Consider the following 18,517-nt stretch of genomic DNA (forward strand, 5'->3'; position numbering starts at 1 on the left):
CGCCGCGTCCGCGCCCGTGGGCGCGGCGGCGCAGGCGGTACACCCCGCCGCCGTTCCGGCCCCCGCCGCGGTCCCCGCACCTCCCGCCGGTTTTACCACCACCTGGAGCGACGACTTCAACGGCAATGCCAACATCGGTGTGGACACCGGCACATGGAAGTACGACACCGGGCCGGGCAGCAGCTTCGGCACCGGTGAGATCGAGACGATGACCAACAGCACGGCCAACGTCTTCCACGACGGCAACGGTCACCTCGTACTCAAAGCCCTGCACTCCGGCAGCGATCCCGGCTCGGGCTGGACGTCGGGACGCATCGAGACCCAGGCCGCCACCTACGGCGCCCCGGCCGGCGGTGTCGTGATGATGCAGTCGTCGATCCAGCAGCCGAACGTCACCACCGCCAACGGCGCCGGATACTGGCCCGCCTTCTGGATGCTGGGCGCCCCGCTGCGTACGGGTACCCCCTGGCCCACCTCGGGCGAGGTGGACATCATGGAGGACATCAACGGCCGCAGTTCCGTCTTCGGAACGCTGCACTGCGGCACCAACCCCGGCGGCCCGTGCAACGAGAGCACCGGCATCGGCAGTGGTGAACGTGCCTGTTCCGGCTGCCAGACCGGGTATCACACCTACGCGGTGCAGATCGACCGGTCGGTCTCGCCCGAGCAGATCCGCTGGTACCTCGACGGCACGAACTACTTCACCGTCAACTCCAGTCAGGTGAGCGCCTCCACCTGGACCAACGCCGTCGACCATCCGTTCTTCATCATCTACGACCTCGCCATGGGCGGCGGCTTCCCGGCCGCGTTCGGCGGCGGCCCCAACGCCGCCACCGTCTCCGGCGGACAGATGAACATCGACTACGTCGCCGTCTACAACAAGGCGCCCGGTGGCGGCGGGAGTTCGACCAACCTCGCTCAGGGCAAGCCCGTCACGGCCTCCTCGACCGAGAACGCCGGCACCCCCGCCTCTGCGGCCGTGGACGGCGACAACGGCACACGCTGGTCCAGCGCCTTCAGCGACCCGCAGTGGCTGCGGGTCGACCTCGGCGCCACCCACACCGTCAACCAGGTGAAGCTCAACTGGGAGGCCGCGTACGGCAAGGCGTTCCAGATCCAGACCTCGGCCGACGGCACCAACTGGACCACCGTCTACTCGACCACCACAGGGACCGGCGGTGCCCAGACGCTCAACGTGAGCGGCTCGGGCCGTTATGTCCGCGTCTACGGAACGCAGCGCGGCACCCCGTACGGATACTCGCTGTACGAGTTCCAGGTCTTCGGCAGCTGATCAGCCCGGAACGGCAGTTCAACGAATCCCTGGCCCCCGCACCTCGGAGGGCCAGGGATTCCGGTGCGCGGCAGGCCCATGTCGTCCGTGATCACAACAGACCCGGGGTCACCAGGGAACCACGCCGTCGTCCTCGAAGAACGAACCGGTGGGGCCGCCGTCGGGCAGTGTCGCGAGCCGGATCGCGGTGGCCGCGCCCTGCTCGGGGGTGCGGGGCCCCTGGAAGCTGGTGAAGTCGGTGGCGACCAGCCCCGGGCAGGCGGCGTTGATCAGGATGTTCGTACCGGCGAACTGCCGGGCGTACTGGACGGTGACGGCGTTGAGGAAGGATTTCGACGGCGAGTAGGCCGCCATGATCGGACCGATCTCGACGCTCGGATCCGCCTGCCTGGTCAGCGAGCCGACGGAACTGGAGACGTTCACGACGCGGGGCGACGCGGAGAGCCGCAGCAGCGGCAGCATCGCGTTGGTCACCCGGATCACACCGATCACGTTGGTCTCCACGACCGTGCGGACCACGTCGAGGTCGAGCGCGGTCGGGTCCTGCACCCAGCCCGGACCCATCTCCCCCGAGATACCGGCGTTGTTGACCAGGACGTCCAGCCGCCCGGCCTCCCGCTCGACCAGCGCCGCGGCGTCGGTGACGCTCCGGTCGCCGGTCACGGCCAGCGGCACCCCGAACGCGTCCACCCCGGCGGCGCGCAGCTTCCCGACGGCGCTCTCGCGCCGGGCCTCGTCGCGGGCTCCGACGCCGACGCGGTAGCCGAGGTCACCCAGCCCGCTCGCTATCGCGTACCCGATTCCCTTGTTCGCGCCGGTCACCAGCGCGATCTTCGTTTCGCTCATGCCGTCGATGCTCGCTCGCGGGCGAGCCGTGCGGCCAACACCGATACGGTGCTCTGTGATACCCGGCAGGTATCACTGAGTTACGCTCTGAGGTGTGGACATCTTGGAGACCCGCGAACTGCGGTATTTCATGGCCGTCGCCGAGGAGCTGCACTTCGGCCGCGCCGCCGAGCGCCTCGGCATGGCCCAGCCGCCGCTGTCCCGGGCGATCCAGCAGCTCGAACGGCGCCTCGGCGTCGCCCTGCTGGACCGTAACCGCCGGGGCGTGTCGCTGACCGGCGCTGGAGAGGTGCTGCTGTACGAGGGAGCCGCCGCCCTCGACGCGACCACCGCCGCCGTACGCCGCGTGCGCCGGGCCGGTGGCGCCGACGGTCCTGGCGGCCCCCGTAACCGTCTGGTGCTGGCGGTGAAGGCCGCCGCCTCCCACGAGCTGCTGCAGAAGCTCCTCGCCGCCTACGCCGCCGAGCCCGACGCCGCCGAGCTCGAAGTGCTGCCGAGCGGCATGTGCGAGCAGGAAGGGATGCTGCGCGACGGCCGCGCCGACGCGGCGCTCATGCACGCGCCGTTCAACTCCCTCGCCGGGTTCGACAGCGAGGAGCTGATGACCGAGGGGCAGATCGCCATCCTGCCCGCCGGGCACCCCCTCGCCGCGCGCAGGACGCTGTCCCTGGCCGACATCACCGACGTGCCCGATCTGCCGCTCGCCCGCTGGCCGCGCCACGACACGTACCCGCCAGGCCCCGGCCCCGAGGTCCACGACCAGACGCAGCTGGCCCAGCTGATCGCCCTCGGCCGCACCGCCGCCGTCTTCCCCGAGTCCGCCCGCGCCTGGCTGTGGGCCGAACACACCGGGGTCCCGCTGACCGACGCGCTCCCGGTCGTCACCCACATCGCCTGGCCGGCGCACAGCCGCTCCGTGGCCCTCGCCGGGCTGGTCCGTACGGCCACCCAGCTCTGACCGGCATGGATCCCTGAAAGGACCGGCAGACCGGCACCGGCAGAGCTGTGCCCGACAGCGTGCACGGCACCGCGTCGTCCAATGTTCGCCTCTCCTTCGGCCGGGCGTGTCCGCCCCCTCGCTCCTCACGGTTCTCATCGTGACCTGTTCGGACACCCGGCCGAAGCGGTCCCTGGCCGGGTCGTCGCCTTCGTCCCGGTGAGGATCAATGAACCAAGCACGCACGGCAGTCCGGAACACCTCGGCCCCGTCCCGTCGTCCCAGGCGTCCGCGTGCCGCCCTGGCGACGGCCGCGGTCCTGGTAGGGGCCACATCGCTGGGCGCCCTCGGCAGCGCCCAGGCGGCCACCCCCGGCACCACCCGCTCCGCAGCGACCCGCACCTCGGTCACCTCGCTCTGGACGACGCGGCACGTCGCCCGGGGCGTCGAGGTGCGCACCGGCACGGTGACGAACGCCAAGGCCGCGCCCGCCTGGACGATCACCGTGCAGGCGCCCACTACGGGACGGCTCTCCGGCGCTGCCACCTGGGCCACGGTCGGTCCGCGATCCTGGGCCGACACCACGGCGGGGCAGCTGCGCGCGAACGGCTTCGCGCCGCGCGTCGACCGGATCGACTGGCCGGCGTACAGCGACACTCCGCACGGCCTCATGGGTCTGCGGGTACGCGTCGGTTCGTACGCCACCCAGGCCGAAGCGGCCGCGGCGGCCCAGGCCGTCACGGCCGCCGGCTTCCACACCGCGGTGGAGTGGACGGGTTACGACGCGGACCAGCCGGCCGACGTGGAGAACCTGCACGTCGCGATCGTCGACCCGCGCACCTTCACGGGTACGGTCACCGGCACCCACGACGGCAGTGTGACGCAGCGCGGGACCACGTCGTCCGTGGCCGCGAAACTGCGCTCGCTCGTCGGGGTCAACGCGGGCTTCTTCGTGACCTCGGACAGCGACGGCGTCCAGGGGATCCAGTCGGGCATCGCCGTCTACGACGGGCGCCTGGAGTCGATGGCTGCGGGCGCGCGCGCCGCGCTCGTCCTCACCGACGGCGGCCGGCACGCCCGCATCGCCGACCTGACCAGCACCGCCGTCGCGCGGGTCGGCGGCGCGCGGTACACGGTCGAGGGCATCAACCGCGTCCCCGGCACGGTCAGGGACTGCGGGCGGCCCGGCGGCACGCCGAGCGAGCGGCCCTGGCAGGACGTGACCTGTCACAAGACCGACGATCTCGTGCTGTTCACACCGGAGTTCACGGCCGCCCTGCCGACAGGCACCGGCAGCCAGGCCGTGCTGGACCGCTCCGGCAAGGTCGTCTCGGTGGGCGCGCGCGGCGGTTTCGTGCCCGCCGGCGGTTCGGTGCTGCAGGGCATCGGGTCGGCCGCCGACTGGCTGACCGCACACGCGGCACCCGAGCGGCGCGTGGACGTCGAGGAGACCGTGCGCGACGAGCGCGGGCGCAAGGTCGTCCTCGGCAAGGGCGACAGCATCGTGAGCGCCGCTCCGACCCTGGTCGAGAACGGCCGGGTGCGCATCGACGCCGCAGCCGAGGGCACGGTGGACCCGAAGGACCTCTCGTTCGGGTACGCCTGGGCCAACACCCGCCAGCCGCGCACGATGGCGGGCATCGACAGGCGCGGCCGGCTCATCCTGGCGACGGTGGACGGGCGGCAGGCCGGCGGCAGCGAGGGCTTCACCCTGCAGGAGGCGGCCGAGTTCATGCGCTCGCTCGGCGCGGACCAGGCGCTCAACCTCGACGGCGGCGGCTCCACCGCCATGGCGGTGAACGGCGCACTGGTCAACCACACGTCGGACGCCACCGGCGAGCGCGCCGTGGGCGACACACTCCAGGTGCTTCCCCGCACGAACCACTGAGCATGCGCCGCTAACCCCTCCCACCACGCCGCCGCCCCGCGATGACCTCGCGGGGCGGCGGCGTTCGTTGTGCGTGGGCTGCCGAGGCACGCATCTGGTATACCAAAGACTCGAAAACATAACGATCATCATTGACTGATGCGGGAAGAATGTCCTGTATATGGCGGGCATTAAGGGGCATTGATGCGCAGAATGGCGACGCGATCCATATGGTGAAACATCGCTTCGGTATACCGTGTCGCCTCAACGGCGCAGCTCGATCGGGCGCGCATCCCGCCATATGTGAAGGAGGTGTGGTCCCGTGCGTCGCCTACCTCTCGCGCTCGCGGTGGCCGCATTGCTGACGTTCGCCACCGGGTGCGGCTCGCTCCCACCGCCAGGTGCGAACACGGCCACCGCACCCCGGCTCGTCGACGCGCGGCCGGTCCGTGACGGCGGCACGGCGGTGATCGGCCTGAAGTCCGACCCGGACAAGCTCGACCCCACCTTGACCGGCGCGCTGGTCGCGCGGACCGTGTTCACGTCGATGTGCGAGCAGCTGTACGACGTCGACCAGCACAACCGCTTCGTCCCGCAACTCGCCGCCACACTCCCGAAGATCACGGACGGCGGTCGCACCTTCACCTTCGACGTCCGCCGTGACGCGCGGTTCAGCGACGGGGCGAAGCTCGACGCCAAGGCCGTCAAGACCTCACTCGACCGCGACCTCCACCTGCCGGGCTCCGGCCGGGCGTCGGAGATCGACTCGGTGGAGAAGGTCGAGGCGATCGCCCCGTACACCGTGCGGCTCACCCTCAAGCACCCCGACACCCCGCTGCTCGGCAGGCTGGCCAACACGGCCGGGCTCGTCATGTCGCCCAAGGCCATCGCGAAGTACGGCAAGAGCTTCGCCACGCACCCCTCGTGCGTCGGCCCGTTCAAGTACGTCAAGCGGGTCGTCGGCGACCGGATCGAGCTGACCAAGGACCCGCTCTACTACGACGCCGACAAGGTGCATCTCGACCACGTGGTCTACAAGACCATCACCGACGGCAACATCCGTCTGGCCAACCTGCGTTCGGGCGACGTGCAGATCGGTGACCAGATGGGGCCCGTCGAGGTGCGCAGCGGCATGGGCGACAAGGCCCTGCAACTGCTCAACACCCCGTCCCTGGGCTACATGGCGCTCACCCTCAACGTCGGCAACACGGACGGTGTGGACAAGAAGCCCGGACACGTCGACACGCCCTTCGGCCGGGACGTGCGCGTCCGTGAGGCGTTCGACCTCTCCCTGGACCGCGAGCTGATCAACAAGCTGGTCTTCCAGGACATGTACGAGCCCGCCTGCGGCCCGGTGCCGCCCGGCACCCCGCTCAGCACCCCCGTCACCTGCCCGGGGCGCGACGTCGCGAAGGCGAAGCGACTGCTCAAGGCGGCCGGGGTGCGCACTCCCGTGCCGCTGGAGCTGATGATCAACACAACGCCGGAGGACAACCGGCTCGGCCAGGTCATCCAGGCGATGGCCAAGGACGCCGGGTTCGACGTCCGGCTGCGGCCCACCGAGTTCGCCACCGGTCTCACCCGCACACTCGCCGGCGACTTCCAGGCCCGTACCGGCGGCTGGGGCGGCCAGCCCGATCCGGCCGGCAACATCGACAGCCTCGTCGGCACCACCGGCAGCAACAACCAGGGCAAGCTCTCCGATCCCGAGATCGACCGGCTCATCACAGCGGGACGCTCCACCGCCGACCCGGCGAAACGGCGCGTGATCTACCAGCAGCTCACCCGGGCCATCAACCGCCAGCACGCGGTGATCTACCTCTACCGGAACATCAACTACGCCGTCGCATCGAAGGACATCAGCGGCATCGCGCTGTCCGGCGACGGACTCATCAGGGTCAAGGAGGCCGGTTACGTGAAGGGAGGCCAAGGATGAATCGCGTCACCGGACTTCTGACCTCGTACCTCGGACGCCGCGTCGGACAGGCGCTGCTCACCATGGTGCTCGTCAGCATCACCGTCTTCGCGGGCGTCCGCGCCATGCCCGGCGACACCGCGCAGGCCCTGGCCGGCGAGCAGACCTCACCCGAGGTGCTGGCCGCCATCCGCGAGGAGTACGGGCTGAACGACAACATCGTCGTGCAGTACTGGGACTACCTGCGGCACGCCGTCACCGGGGACCTGGGCACCTCGGCCCGCAGCGGGCTGCCCGTCCTGGACTCCATCCTCGACGCCCTGCCCATCACGCTCGAACTCGCCGCGCTGGCCCTGATCCTGGCCGTCGTTGTCGGCATCGGCGCCGGAATCGTCGCCGCGGTGCGCCGCGGCCGTCCCGAGGAGTGGTTCGCGAACGGGGTCGCCCTCCTCGGTATGTCGGTGCCGACCTTCTGGCTCGGCATGCTGCTGGTCCTCGCCTTCGCCATCGCCATGCCGGTCTTCGCGGCCTCCGGTTTCGTCCCGTTCGGACAGGACCCCGTGGAGAACCTGCGCCGACTCGTGCTCCCGGCGATCGTGCTGGGCTCCGGTCTCGCCGCCGTGGTCATGAGACAGACCCGCGCGGCGATGCTCGACGCCATGTCGTCGGACTACGTCCGCACGGCCCGCGCCAAGGGGCTCTCGCACCGCGCCGTCATCGGCACGCACGCACTGCGCAATTCGCTGGTCACGGTCATCACCGTGCTCGGACTCCAGCTCGGACAGCTCATCTCGGGCGCCGTCGTCACCGAACAGGTCTTCGTCCTGCCGGGCTTCGGCAAACTCACCATCGACGCGGTCTTCACCCGTGACTACGCGATGGTCCAGGGCGTCGTGCTCTTCACCTCGGCCGCCTACATCCTGATCAATCTGCTGGTCGACCTCCTGTACTCGGTCATCGACCCGCGCATCCGGCTGGGAGGCTCCTGATGTCCGCCGTCAACTCCCCACCCCTGTCAGCGCCTTCGGGCTCTCCGGGCTCTCCGGCTGCCGGCCCCGGCACGGCGAAGGACCGCCCGGCGCCGGGCGGAGCCGCCGAACGGCTCGCGGCCGGCTGGCGCAAGCTGCGCCGCAACAAGCTGGCGCTCGTCGGCGCTGTGCTCGCCGCTGTCTTCGTCCTCGTCGCCGTCTTCTCGTCACTCGTCGCGCCGTACGACCCGTCGCTGCCCGACTTCGACGCGGCGCTGGCACCGCCCAGTTGGGCGCACTGGCTCGGCACCGACGACCTCGGGCGCGACCAGCTCTCCCGGATCCTCGTGGGAGTCACCGCGTCCATGCAGGTCGGTGTGGTCTCCGTGGCCCTCGCCTTCGTGATCGCGGTCCCGCTGGGTCTGCTCGCCGGGTACTACGGACGGGTCGCCGACAGTGTGGTCTCCCGGCTCACCGACACTATGCTGGCCTTTCCCTTCCTGGTGCTCGCCGTCGGCCTCGCCGCCGTACTCGGCCCGTCGCTGAAGAACGCCACCATCGCCATCGGCATCTCCCAGATACCGGCCGTCGTGCGCATCACCCGGGCGGAGACGCTGCGGCTCAAGCACCTCGACTACGTGGCAGCGGCCGTCGCCAACGGGGCGAGGGACCGGACACTGCTCTTCCGGCACGTGCTGCCCAACGCCACATCGGCGCTGATCGTCCAGGCCACCGTCGGTGTCCCGACGGCGATCATCGGCGAGGCCGTGCTCAGCTTCCTCGGCCTCGGCGTACAGCCGCCGTCGCCCTCGCTCGGCGTGATGCTCTCCAGCGCCCAGCCGTTCATCGCCACCGCCCCCTGGATGGCGGTGTTCCCCGGACTCGTCATCGTGCTGGCCACCCTCGCGTTCAATCTGCTCGGTGACGGCGTACGTGACATCCTCGATCCCCGTGGAGGCTCCCGATGACCCCCACCGCACCGTCCCCCGCATCGCGGTCCGCACCGGCCACCACGCCGCTGCGGGGCGACGCTCCCGTGCTCAGCGTCCGCGACCTGACGGTCTCCTTCCACGGCCCCGAGTCCACCGTGCACGCCGTGGACGGCGTCTCGTACGACCTCGCGCCCGGTGAAGTGCTCGCCGTGGTCGGCGAGTCCGGCTGCGGCAAGTCCGTGACGTCCATGGCCGTCATGGGGCTGCTGCCGCCCACCGCGCGGATCGGCGGCAGCGTGACCCTCGACGGTGAGGAACTGGTCGGCGCGAGCGAGCGCACCCTGCGGGCCGTACGCGGCCGCCGGTTGTCCATGATCTTCCAGGAGCCGATGACCTCGCTGAACCCGGTGCTCACCGTGGGACGGCAGATCAGCGAAGTACTCGTCCGTCATCAGAAACTCGGCCGTAAGGAAGCCAAGGCCCGCGCGGTCGAACTGCTCGACTTGGTCGGCATACCCGCCCCGCACCGGCGCGTGGACGAATACCCCCATCAGCTCTCGGGCGGCATGCGTCAGCGCGTGATGATCGCCATCGCCGTGGCATGTGACCCGGCGGTGCTCATCGCGGACGAGCCCACCACCGCGCTGGACGTCACGGTGCAGGCGGGCATCCTCGACGTGCTCAAGTCCCTCAGGGACCGCCTCGGCACCGCCATCGTGCTCATCACCCACGACCTCGGCGTCGTGGCCGATACGGCCGACCGGGTGCTGGTCATGTACGCCGGACGGCCCGTCGAACAGGCCTCGGTGGACGAGCTGTTCGCCGCACCCCGCCATCCCTACTCGCGCGGCCTGCTGGGCGCCGTGCTCCGGCCGGGCAGCCGCACCCCCGAGGGGCGCTCCCGGCTCAACGAGATCCCCGGTCTCGTACCCGATCTGCGCGTCCAGCCGGACGCCTGCGGCTTCGCACCGCGCTGTGCCTTCGCGCAGGACGACTGCCGGGCAGGACGGCCGGCGCTGCGCACGGCTGCGGGTACGCACCGGATCGCCTGCCACCACCCGGCCGTACCCGGCCCCGTTCCCGTCCCCGCGCCCGCCGCAGAGGAAGGTGCCCGATGACCGCCCCCGACGACACCGTCACCCCCGTGCTGGAAGTCCACGACCTGCGACGCCACTTCAGCTCGCGGACCGGCACGGTTCGCGCGGTCGACGGTGTCTCGTTGACGATCGGCCCCGGCGAAGTCGTCGGCCTGGTCGGTGAGTCCGGCAGCGGCAAGTCGACCGTGGGCCGCTGCGTCGTCCGACTCGACCGGCCGACCGGCGGCGAAGTGGTCATCCAGGGTACGGACGTCACGACCCTGTCGGCCCGCGCCATGCGTCCGCTGCGCCGTGACGTCCACCTGGTCTTCCAGGACCCGTCGTCCTCGCTCAACCCGCGCATGACGATCCGTCAGATCATTGCTGAGCCGATCCGGCTGCACGGCATCGCCGGGCGGGCCGAGGCGTCGCGCCGCGTGGACGAACTGCTGCGTCAGGTCGGGCTGCGCCCGGAGCTGGCCGACCGCAAGCCGCACGAACTCTCCGGCGGCCAGCGGCAACGCGTCTCCATCGCACGGGCGTTGTCCGTGGAGCCGGTACTGCTCGTGGCGGACGAACCGACGTCGGCCCTGGACGTCTCGGTCCAGGCGTCCGTGCTCAACCTGCTCGCCGACCTCCAGCGCGAGCGCGGTTTCGGCTGCCTGTTCATCACGCACGACCTGGCCGCCGTGGAGTACCTGGCGGACCGCATCGCCGTGATGTATCTGGGCCAGATCGTCGAACAGGCCCCCGCGGCCGAGCTGTTCGCCGATCCGAAACACCCGTACACGCAGGCGCTGCTGTCCGCCGCGCCCGTACCGGATCCGCACGAACAGCGGGAGCGGACCCGGATCGTGCTCGGCGGGGACCTGCCCAGCCCACTCGATCCGCCGCCCGGCTGCCACTTCCACACCCGCTGCCCGCTGGCGACGGACCGCTGCCGCACCGAGGCACCGGCCCTGCGCACACTGCCGGTGGCGGGGAACGGCGTACCGCGTCAGGTCGCCTGCCACCTGGTGGCGGCGGACGGTACGGCACCGGACGCGACGGCGGCCCCGGCGGCCGCCGCCGGCTGACCGGGCAGAGACGCCCCTGGGCCGGGAGCGAAGCCCCGTTCCCCGCCCGGGGGGTACCGGCATCGAGGTGACGGTGCCGTACAACGGCCGAGGGCCGGACCGCACAGTGCGGTCCGGCCCTCAGCCGTTGGCGGTGGGTCAGCCGACGAGCCGCAGCTGGTCGGCGACGACCCGGCCCGCGTGGATGACCGTACGGTCGGTGCCGCGGTCCATGACGGCCGCCGCCACGCTGTCGCCGTCGACCAGGACGAGGTCCGCCGCGTCCCCGGCGCTCACGCCGGGCCGGTCGGCGGTGGACGTCAGCCGCTCCAGCGACGGGTCGAGAATGGCGGCGCCGCCACGGCTGGCCACGGCCCAGCAGTGCTCGATCAGCTCGTCGGGGCGGTAGCGGTTGGTGAACGCCAGCTGCCAGGTCCTGTCGAGCATGTCGCCGTTGCCGTACGGCGACCAGTAGTCGCGCTGGCCGTCCTCACCGAGGCCCACCCGTACGCCGGCCCGCGTCAGTTCGGCGAGGGGGAGGGCGTTCTGCTGCTGCGCGGGGGCGATGGTGGCCATCGAGACGTCCAGCTCGGCGAACTCCTCGACGAGACGGCGCGTGGTGGCCTCGTCGACGGTGCCGAGCTCGTACGCGTGCGACAGCGTCACCTTGCCCTGCATGGAGAGGGCGCGGGTGCGCTCCAGGATCAGATCGGTGCTGAACACGCCCAGATGGCCGGGCTCGTGCAGATGGATGTCGATCGGCGCCTGGTGGCGCTCGGCGAGACCGAAGACGATGTCGAGGTGACGCACCGGGTCACGGTCCAGCGTGCACGGGTCGATACCGCCGACCACCGCGGCGCCCGACGAGAGCGCCTGTTCCATCAGCTCGGGGACGCCCTTCTCCAGCAGCAGGCCGGCCTGCGGGAACGCCATGATCTCGACATGCGCCCGGTCCTTGTGCGCTTCCTTCGCCGCGAGGACGCCCTCGAAGCGCTCCAGGCCGCAGTCGGCGTCGATCTGGGCGTAGCTCCGTACGCGCGTGGTGCCTCGCTCGATCATGCGGCCCAGCAGCGCTGTGGCCCGGTCGGCGACCGGCGGGTCCTCGCGCCAGTGGTCGCGGTCGTTCATCGTCAGACCCCACACGCCCGGCTTGCCGGTGTGCGGGCGGAACGGCAGACCGATCCGGTTGGAGTCCAGGTGGCAGTGGACGTCGGAGAAGGACGGCATCGCCAGCCGGCCCCGGCCGTCCACGTCCGAACCGTTGCCCAGCCGGGCGGGGTCGTGCGGGGCGACGGCGGCTATCCGGCCTTCGCGGATCTCGATGTCGCTGGCTTCGCCGCCCCAGGGACGGACATTCCTGATCAGCATGGGTGGTGGTGCTCCTTGCGGGGTTGGTGCCAGGTACGGGCCCGTCAGTCGGGCGGCAGTACGCCGGTGAGCGTGTCGAGCGAGGGCGCGCGGCCCATCTCGATGTGCGTGTACGCGAGGGCCGCGGCGAGGTCGGGCTTGCCCGCCCGGATCGCGGCGCAGATGTCCTGGTGCTCCGCGCACTGCACGCTCTGGTCGCGGTTGCTGGTGAGGGTGAACACCCACTGGAGGAGACCCAGGGACGGCTGGAACGTCGTACGCAGCAGCTCGTTCCCGGTGAGCGCCACGATCTCCTCGTGCAGCGCCGTGTTCGCCGCCGGGATCACCCGCACGTCACCCCGGTGGGTGGCGTCCTCGGCGATCGACATCAGCTCGCTCAGCCGGGCCGTGCTGGCACCGGCGGCGCTCACCTCGGCGGCGCGCCGGGTGGCGAAGACCTCCAGGCTCAGCCGCAGGTCGAACAGCTCGTCCACGTCGCGCAGGGTGAGCCGCCGCACGGATGCGCCACGGCGCGGCGAGACTTCCACGAGCCCGTCGGCAGCGAGCCGGGACAGGGCCTCCCGTACCGGGACCCGGGAGTAGCCGAGGGCCTCGGACAGTTCACGTTCCCGCAGCCGGGAGCCCGGCGGCTGGGTACCGTCGAGAATGGCGGCCCGCAGAGTCTGTTCGGCGTGGTCGACGTGCGAGGATGCGCCGTCGTGGGGGTTCGCGGTCACGTCGAGCACTTTAGCATTTGGCATACCAGTGACGTTCCAGGGCTCAAGAGAGCGAGCGATAAGCGGCCATAGTTCCGATATTTCCCAGCTCTCTCACTCTGCTCCGGCTGAATCGGTATACCGGCAAAGAGGCCTGTGTGACTGCCATAGGCTGCACGCGCCAGCGGCCCCGACCCAGGAGCACCCATCATGTCCTTCCCCACGCCACCGCCCCCGTACCCCGACGCCTTCGACCCCGACGAAACGCCCGCACCGCACGCCCTGCTGGCGCCGGTAACCGGACTCCTGGGCACGTGGACCGGCCGGGGCCACGGGGGATACCCGACGCTGGCCGACGAATTCAGCTACGGGCAGGAAGTCACCTTCAGCCACGACGGCCGCCCCTTCCTCCACTACGAGGCCCGCGCCTGGCTGCTCGACGCGAACGACGCTCCACTGCGCCCGTCGGCCCGCGAAAGCGGCTGGTGGCGGCTCCAGCCCGACGGCCGGGTGGAAGCGCTGATCACCCAGCCCACCGGCATCGCGGAAATCGCGACCGGCCACGCGGACGCGGGCGCCGTCGACCTGACCACCCACGAGGTCGCCCTCACCCCCACCGCCAAGAAAGTCAACGCCACCCGCCGCCGCTACCACCTGACGGACGACGACACCCTGCACTTCACCCACGACCTGGCGGCCCTGGGCCAACCCCTCCAACACCACCTGTCGGCCCAACTCCGCCGCGTCTAGCGGGCAGGGGAGCGAAAAGCGTTGGCAGGTGTGTGGGGCTACCGGCATGCTGGCCCGATGCTGATCAGGGAAGCCACTGCCGACGACTGGTCCGCCATCTGGCCCTTCTTTCATGCGATCGTCGCCGCGGGCGAGACCTTTACCTATCCGCTCGATCTCGGCGAGGAGCAAGGCCGTGAGTGGTGGCTGCTGTCGTCGCCGAACCGTACGGTTGTCGCCGTCGACGAAGCCGGAGCGGTTCTGGGTACGGCCAAGATGAACAGCAATCAGATGGGCAACGGCTCGCACATCGCGAGCGCCAGCTACATGGTTGACCCGGCGCACTCCGGCAAAGGTGTGGGCCGGGCGCTGTGTGCGTACACGGTGGGGTGGGCGCGAGCAGCCGGCTTCCGGGGAATGCAGTTCAACGCGGTCGTGGAGACGAACGCGCCCGCCGTGCACCTCTACCGGTCCCTCGGGTTCGAGGTGCTGGGCACGCTGCCGGAAGGTTTCCGGCATCCGACCCACGGCTACGTCGGGTTGCACATCATGCATCGCGCCCTCTGACGGCCTAGAGGCCGAGGCGAGAGACGCCCAACGGTGCCGGGTTCTGGGGGAGTTGCCAGTCGCCGCCGCGGTCCTCCTTCGAGTAGCGGGCGACGAGGTCGGGGACACGCAGGAAGCAGGCCACGGCGGTCGCGGACTGGAAGGCGGTGATCGCGCGCTGCGTCATCGGCATGCCCAGGCGCAGGATGCGTGGATTCACCTCGGCCTGGATCTTGTCGACGAACGGCCGCAGTACGGCGTCGTAGTTCGCCAGCGCCGTCGGCAGGTCGTGCGGATGCCGGTTGAGCTTGCCCGCCAGGACATGGGCACCGACCAGCCCGCCCGAGATCCCCATGCCGCTGTACGGAGAAGCGCAGTGCGCGGCGTCACCGGCCAGGACCACCCGCCCCTTGGACCACGTGTCCGTACGCACCTGCACGATCTCCTGCGAGTAGAAGAACGGGCTGGTCCGCATACCCGCGACGAAGCGCTCGGTCTGCCATCCGGCATCACGGAACCGGTCCGCCCAGAAGGCCTGTTGACGCTCGGCGGACTCGCGGTGAACCGTCGACGCCTCCTCGGACTCCTCCCGCAGCACGAAGTACGCCTGCGTCTCGGTCGGATTGTGGCTGCGCCGCATGATCTGGCGACCGCCCGGCGCCATGTAGGTGTCCCGGATGTTGCTGTCCGACGCGATGCGCGGGACGAACCAGTACGCCATGTGGATGCCGAGCCGCCGATACGGATCGGTGCCCCCGGGGAGCATCGCCCGTCGGATGCGTGACCCCTGCCCGTCCGCGCCGACCAGCAGGTCGAACTCGTCGCTGGACCCGTCGGAGAAGTGCGCGACGACCCCGTGCTCGTCCTGGTCGAAGCCGTCCACGCTCTTGCCGAAGACGTACTCCGCGTCGTCCTTCGTCGCGTCGTGGAGGATGCGCACCAGGTCCCCGCGCATGATCTCGTACTCGGACGTCAGCGTCTGCCGGCCCCGCCCCGAGGTGTTGGCCATGATCGTCGCCCTGGCCCGGCCGCGCGCGTCCACGAAGGCGACACCCGCCTCGTCCACGAGCTTGCCCCGCACCGCGTCGAGGAGCCCCATGGCGGTGACGGCCTCGATGCCCTGGCCCCGCAGATCGACCTGGGCGCCCGCGGCCCGCAGCGCCGGGAAGCGCTCGACGACGGTCACCCGGTGACCGCCCCGCGTCAACCAGAAGGCGAGCGCCTGTCCCGCTATGCCACCGCCCGCGACGAGGATCCGCAGGGACTGCTGTCCCGATATCTGTGTCATGGCCATCCGCTCCAAAATCTATCGGTGAATGGTTCCTTTTCAGAGTCATCTATCAGCGATAGATTGTCAATGTGACCAAGATGAACCGTGGGACCGTCATCACCGAGGCGCTCGACCTGCTCGACGAGGTCGGGCTGGACGCCGTCAGCACACGCCGGCTCGCGAAGCGACTGGGCGTCGAACAGCCGTCGCTCTACTGGCACTTCCGCACCAAGAAGGAACTGCTCAATGCCATGGCGCAGGCCGCCATGGCACCCCACGCGACCGTCCCGCTGCCGGCGCTCCCCGACGACTGGCGTGCGTGGTTCCTCGACAACACGCGCAGCTTCCGGCATACCCTGCTGATGCGCCGCGACGGAGCGCGGCTGCACGCCGGGACCATCCCCACCGCGGACCTCGACCGGATCGCGCGCAAGATGGAATTCCTCATCGCCTCCGGCGTGCCCGAGCGGGACGCGCAGATGGCGATGCTGGCCGCCGGTCGCTTCACGGTCGGCAGCGTCCTGGAGGAACAGGCGGACACCGGCCCGGCGAACGGCCCGGCGGACGGCGCGGATCAGTCTGCCGACATCCCGGTCATCGACCACGAGTCGGCATTCGAAGCCGGACTGGCTCTCATCGTGGACGGCCTGGCGGGCCGCGTGAAGGGCTGAATCAGGTCGCACCGTACGACACCGGCGGAGCCGTACAAGACCCGCCGGTCACCCGGACTACGCGTCACGCCAGGTGGGTTGCTTCGTGTCGGATCAGAGGGGCTGCCAGAGTTCGATCCGGTTCCCCTCGGGGTCGGTGACCCAGCCGAACCGGCCGACGCCCGCCATCTCTTGCGTCTCCTCGGCCACGTCCGCGCCCCTGGCCCGTAGTTGCGCGAGCATCGCCTCCAGGTCACTGACCCGGAAGTTGAGCATCACCTGCTGGGATCGGGAGCCGAAGTAGTCGGTCCCTGACTCGAACGTCGCGAAGACCGTCGGCCCGGCCCCCTGCTGCCACAGACCGTTCTCGTCGGCGTCCAGGCCCAGACAGTCGCGGTACCAGGTGTTCAGGGCCGCCGGATCGGCGGCCCGCAGGAAGTACCCGCCGATTCCCGTCACACGTTCCATGCCGCCATCCTGCCAGGCTGCCCGGACGCCCGCGCGGGCCTGGCGTATCGGCGCCCTGACCTGGGGCGTTCGGCGGGTCGGAGTGGCGGTGTCGGTCACCTGTCGGGGCTGTCGGTTCGCTGTTGCCGGTTTGTCGGCGGGGGACCGGAGCCTTGTCGGAGATCCTGCCGGGTGTCCGTCCGGCAGGCCTGCGACAGGCAAGGAATTCCCATGACCACTGACGCCATCACCACTGACGCGACGATCATCGGCGCCGGCCTCGGCGGCCTCACGCTCGCCCGCGTCCTGCACGTACACGGCATCCCGGTCACCGTCTACGAGGCGGAGCCCTCCCCGAACGCGCGCACGCAGGGCGGGATGCTCGACATCCACGACTACAACGGCCAGTTGGCCGTGCAGGCGGCGGGCCTGATGGACGAGTTCCGCGGCATTGTCCTGGAGGGCCGCCAGGCGATGCGGATTCTCGACCGGGACGGGAACGTCATGCTCGACCAGCCCGACGACGGCACCGGTGGGCGCCCCGAGGTGCAGCGCGGTGAGCTGCGGCAGCTGCTGCTCGACTCGCTGCCGGCCGGCACCGTGCGGTGGGGTCACAAGGTCAGCGGGGTCCGTACCCTCGGCGATTCGCGCCACGAGGTGACCTTCGCCGACGGCGGCACCGTCGTCACGACCCTGCTGGTGGGCGCGGACGGCGCGTGGTCCCGGGTCCGGCCGCTGCTCTCCGACTCCGTACCCACGTACACCGGCATGTCGTTCGTGGAGACCTACCTGTTCGACGCCCACACCCGGTACCCCGCTGTCGCGAAGGCGGTCGGCGGCGGGTCGATGTTCGCGATCGAACCGGACAAGGCGCAGATCGCGGCTCACCGGGAGAAGGACGAAACCCTCCACGCGTACGTGATGCTGACCAAGCCGCTGGAGTGGTTCGCCGACATCGACTTCACCGATTCCGCCGCGGCCACCGCGCGGATCGCCGAGGAGTTCGAGGGTTGGGCCCCGGAGGTCACGGCCCTGATCACCGAAAGCGACACCGCACCGATCCTGCGCCCCCACCACACACTGCCGGTCGGGCACCGGTGGGACCGGGTGCCCGGGGTGACCCTGGTCGGCGACGCCGCCCACCTCATCTCCCCGAACGGCGAAGGCGCCAATCTGGCCATGCTGGACGGCGCCGAACTCGGTCAGGCCATCGCCGCGCACCCCGACGACGTCGAGGCGGCCCTCACCGCGTACGAGCAGACGATGTTCCCGCGCAGCGCCGCGGTCGGCGAGGCCGAGGTCGACGCCCCTGACAACCCCACGCTCGAAGAGGTGATCAACTTCTTCACGCAGGCCGCGCAGCCCCAGTAGACCGAGCGGCACCGGTAAGGCATCGGCGGAGGCCGGCCGGGCGTCAGGTGGCGGCCGGCCCTGTCGAACCGTTGGTTTCGAGCATGTCGAGCGCCGACCGGTGGACCTTCGCCAGCGCGCTCAACAGCTGTTCGCGTTCCGCCCCGGTGAGACCGGCGGTGACGGTCTCCTCGATCAGCCGCCGTTCCGCCTCGATCGGCTTCCGCAGGTCGCGGCCCGCGTCGGTGAGCCACAGCCGTACGAGGCGGTTGTCCCGGTCGTCGCGGCGCCGGGTGAGCAGTCCTGCGGTGGTCAGCCGGTCGGCCATCTTGACGACGGTGGGCGTCGTGACGTTCAGCGCGGCGGCGATCTCGCCCGGCGCGCTGCCGTCCCGTTCCCACAACACCGCGAGCAGGTAGTTCTGGCCCAGATGCAACCCGTAGCGGCGCATGGCCCGGTCGGACAGCGCCCGGAGCGCCTTCGACGTTTTGCCGTGCAGGTCCAGGAACTCAGACATCGCGGCCTCTCGGTGAGGTGGGCAAGCGGCAGTTCGGGCGCCCGTCAAGAATCGATTG

The 18,517-nt window shown here is 70.6% G+C and carries 18 protein-coding genes; 12 read left to right on the plus strand and 6 right to left on the minus strand.

Features of this window, described 5'->3' with window-relative positions; translation table 11 throughout:
- The coding region (locus HY68_RS34150) for a discoidin domain-containing protein (protein WP_078864079.1) at positions 1-1,291 on the plus strand (1,291 nt) is incomplete at its 5' end.
- Positions 1,292-1,399: 108 nt separating this feature from the next.
- On the opposite strand, the gene HY68_RS34155 is transcribed toward HY68_RS34150, so the two are convergent.
- Positions 1,400-2,137 (minus strand): SDR family NAD(P)-dependent oxidoreductase, encoded by a 738-nt coding sequence (locus HY68_RS34155; protein ID WP_041999301.1) that lies wholly within the window; start codon positions 2,135-2,137, stop codon positions 1,400-1,402.
- 94 nt (positions 2,138-2,231) lie between these two features.
- Between HY68_RS34155 and HY68_RS34160 the strand changes: the two genes are divergently transcribed.
- The 7 genes from HY68_RS34160 to HY68_RS34190 all read left to right on the plus strand — a co-directional run bounded on the left by HY68_RS34160 (position 2,232) and on the right by HY68_RS34190 (position 10,908).
- Positions 2,232-3,095 (plus strand): LysR family transcriptional regulator, encoded by an 864-nt coding sequence (locus HY68_RS34160; protein ID WP_041999303.1) that lies wholly within the window; start codon positions 2,232-2,234, stop codon positions 3,093-3,095.
- Positions 3,096-3,303: 208 nt separating this feature from the next.
- The gene (locus HY68_RS34165) at positions 3,304-4,962 is read left to right on the plus strand and encodes a phosphodiester glycosidase family protein (protein ID WP_041999305.1); all 1,659 of its coding nucleotides are present in this window, start codon (positions 3,304-3,306) and stop codon (positions 4,960-4,962) included.
- Positions 4,963-5,263: 301 nt separating this feature from the next.
- Positions 5,264-6,877, plus strand: a complete 1,614-nt coding sequence (locus HY68_RS34170; protein WP_041999308.1) for an ABC transporter substrate-binding protein — start codon at positions 5,264-5,266, stop codon at positions 6,875-6,877.
- Positions 6,874-7,845 (plus strand): ABC transporter permease, encoded by a 972-nt coding sequence (locus HY68_RS34175; RefSeq protein WP_041999311.1) that lies wholly within the window; start codon positions 6,874-6,876, stop codon positions 7,843-7,845. Before HY68_RS34170 ends, HY68_RS34175 begins: the two co-directional genes overlap by 4 nt.
- Positions 7,845-8,792 carry an ABC transporter permease gene (locus HY68_RS34180; protein WP_078864080.1) on the plus strand — a complete coding sequence of 316 codons (948 nt, stop codon included), beginning with the start codon at positions 7,845-7,847 and terminating at the stop codon, positions 8,790-8,792. The genes HY68_RS34175 and HY68_RS34180 overlap by 1 nt, the downstream gene beginning before the upstream one ends.
- The gene (locus HY68_RS34185) at positions 8,789-9,874 is read left to right on the plus strand and encodes an ABC transporter ATP-binding protein (protein WP_052457448.1); all 1,086 of its coding nucleotides are present in this window, start codon (positions 8,789-8,791) and stop codon (positions 9,872-9,874) included. The genes HY68_RS34180 and HY68_RS34185 overlap by 4 nt, the downstream gene beginning before the upstream one ends.
- Positions 9,871-10,908, plus strand: coding sequence for an oligopeptide/dipeptide ABC transporter ATP-binding protein (locus HY68_RS34190; RefSeq protein WP_041999314.1), 1,038 nt, complete (start codon positions 9,871-9,873; stop codon positions 10,906-10,908). The genes HY68_RS34185 and HY68_RS34190 overlap by 4 nt, the downstream gene beginning before the upstream one ends.
- A 138-nt stretch (positions 10,909-11,046) precedes the next feature.
- On the opposite strand, the gene HY68_RS34195 is transcribed toward HY68_RS34190, so the two are convergent.
- Both HY68_RS34195 and HY68_RS34200 read right to left on the minus strand, forming a co-directional pair.
- Entirely contained in the window at positions 11,047-12,255 is a 1,209-nt protein-coding gene (locus tag HY68_RS34195; RefSeq protein WP_041999317.1) for an amidohydrolase family protein, read from the minus strand.
- Positions 12,256-12,299: 44 nt separating this feature from the next.
- Positions 12,300-12,971 carry a GntR family transcriptional regulator gene (locus HY68_RS34200; RefSeq protein WP_241778848.1) on the minus strand — a complete coding sequence of 224 codons (672 nt, stop codon included), beginning with the start codon at positions 12,969-12,971 and terminating at the stop codon, positions 12,300-12,302.
- A gap of 189 nt (positions 12,972-13,160) precedes the next feature.
- Here HY68_RS34200 and HY68_RS34205 point away from each other — a divergent pair, with 189 nt between their 5' ends.
- Both HY68_RS34205 and HY68_RS34210 read left to right on the plus strand, forming a co-directional pair.
- Positions 13,161-13,700, plus strand: coding sequence for an FABP family protein (locus HY68_RS34205; RefSeq protein WP_041999323.1), 540 nt, complete (start codon positions 13,161-13,163; stop codon positions 13,698-13,700).
- A gap of 57 nt (positions 13,701-13,757) precedes the next feature.
- On the plus strand, positions 13,758-14,246 hold the full coding sequence (locus tag HY68_RS34210) for a GNAT family N-acetyltransferase (RefSeq protein WP_041999326.1): 489 nt from the start codon (positions 13,758-13,760) through the stop codon (positions 14,244-14,246).
- 4 nt (positions 14,247-14,250) lie between these two features.
- On the opposite strand, the gene HY68_RS34215 is transcribed toward HY68_RS34210, so the two are convergent.
- The gene (locus tag HY68_RS34215) at positions 14,251-15,513 is read right to left on the minus strand and encodes an FAD-dependent monooxygenase (RefSeq protein WP_042000697.1); all 1,263 of its coding nucleotides are present in this window, start codon (positions 15,511-15,513) and stop codon (positions 14,251-14,253) included.
- Between the two features lie 80 nt (positions 15,514-15,593).
- Here HY68_RS34215 and HY68_RS34220 point away from each other — a divergent pair, with 80 nt between their 5' ends.
- Positions 15,594-16,166 carry a TetR/AcrR family transcriptional regulator C-terminal domain-containing protein gene (locus tag HY68_RS34220; protein ID WP_277816789.1) on the plus strand — a complete coding sequence of 191 codons (573 nt, stop codon included), beginning with the start codon at positions 15,594-15,596 and terminating at the stop codon, positions 16,164-16,166.
- A 93-nt stretch (positions 16,167-16,259) separates the two neighbouring features.
- Here HY68_RS34220 and HY68_RS34225 read toward each other — a convergent pair whose 3' ends face one another.
- Positions 16,260-16,613, minus strand: coding sequence for a VOC family protein (locus tag HY68_RS34225; RefSeq protein ID WP_041999332.1), 354 nt, complete (start codon positions 16,611-16,613; stop codon positions 16,260-16,262).
- Positions 16,614-16,838: 225 nt separating this feature from the next.
- Between HY68_RS34225 and HY68_RS34230 the strand changes: the two genes are divergently transcribed.
- Positions 16,839-17,963, plus strand: a complete 1,125-nt coding sequence (locus HY68_RS34230) for an NAD(P)/FAD-dependent oxidoreductase (RefSeq protein WP_042000700.1) — start codon at positions 16,839-16,841, stop codon at positions 17,961-17,963.
- Between the two features lie 43 nt (positions 17,964-18,006).
- Here HY68_RS34230 and HY68_RS34235 read toward each other — a convergent pair whose 3' ends face one another.
- The gene (locus HY68_RS34235) at positions 18,007-18,459 is read right to left on the minus strand and encodes a MarR family winged helix-turn-helix transcriptional regulator (RefSeq protein ID WP_041999335.1); all 453 of its coding nucleotides are present in this window, start codon (positions 18,457-18,459) and stop codon (positions 18,007-18,009) included.
- Positions 18,460-18,517: the final 58 nt, after the last annotated feature.

Source organism: Streptomyces sp. AcH 505 (assembly GCF_000818175.1).
Lineage (GTDB): Bacteria > Actinomycetota > Actinomycetes > Streptomycetales > Streptomycetaceae > Streptomyces.